This is a genomic window from Planktotalea sp. (assembly GCF_018607965.1).
Taxonomy (GTDB): Bacteria; Pseudomonadota; Alphaproteobacteria; order Rhodobacterales; family Rhodobacteraceae; genus Planktotalea.
In genome coordinates this window covers 2,849-3,712 of sequence record NZ_JABBAM010000058.1, presented here as the reverse complement: position 1 = coordinate 3,712, position 864 = coordinate 2,849, and the positions used below count along the sequence as shown (strand labels likewise).

The 864-nt window shown below is 57.1% G+C and carries 1 pseudogene; it reads left to right on the top strand.

Annotation, left to right across the window (positions count from 1 at the left end):
• Nucleotides 1-864: pseudogene (locus QZ279_RS05310) on the top strand (ABC transporter ATP-binding protein); the annotation flags it as partial.

Below are 864 nucleotides of genomic sequence, written 5' to 3'. Positions count from 1 at the left end.
GTGATGCCCTCGGCAGGGGCGATCAGCCTTGCAGGTCAACCGCTATCACAACTGCACCAGGCGACGATTGCAAAGCGCGAGGGCTATGCGACCTCCCGCCCGGTGATGTTTTTGGGCAGCTTCAGTGATAACGTCATCCTCCCGCTTCGCTTGCGGCCCCACACCGGCACCCCTTTGGCCCCCGTGGCGATCGAAAGCGCGAAAGCGGGCAACAGCACCGATGCTTCGGACGCCCTGTGGTTCGATCTGGCGGATCTTCAGATGGAAAACGAGGGGGAGCTGCGCATATGGTGGCTGGCGCTGATCAAGGGGATGCAAATTGACAAGGCGCTGTTTTCGCGGGGGCTGGACCAGCGTTTTGACGCCAAAGCCTACCCTTTTTTGGCAGCCGCAGTGGTGGATTTGCGATCGGGCGTTGCCGAAAAACTGAAAGCGGCCAAGCTGGACAGATATGTTCATAGCTTTGACAAAGACAGCTTTAATCCCACCTTGCCTGTCGCTGAAAACCTGATCTTTGCAACGCCCAAAACCCGCATCACCCCTGCCCTCTTGGCAGGTCAGACGGATTTCATCACCCTGCTGACCACCCTGAATATCGAACATGACCTGCTGCAAATTGCCGTCGATACGGTCGATATTCTGCGCCAGACCTTTGGCGTCGACGGGTCTGATCATCCACTTTTTCGCAAGCTTGGCCTTGATATCGCGACCTATGAGGCCGCCGTTGACCTGAGGGTGAAGCAACTTGAAGGTGCCGTCCTGAGCGTGGCGGACAAAGCGTCCTTGCTGGCCGTGACTTTTGCGATTTCCGTTGAAAAGCTGGGCTCTGCCTTTCCGGACAAGATCATCAACAGGGTGCTGGAA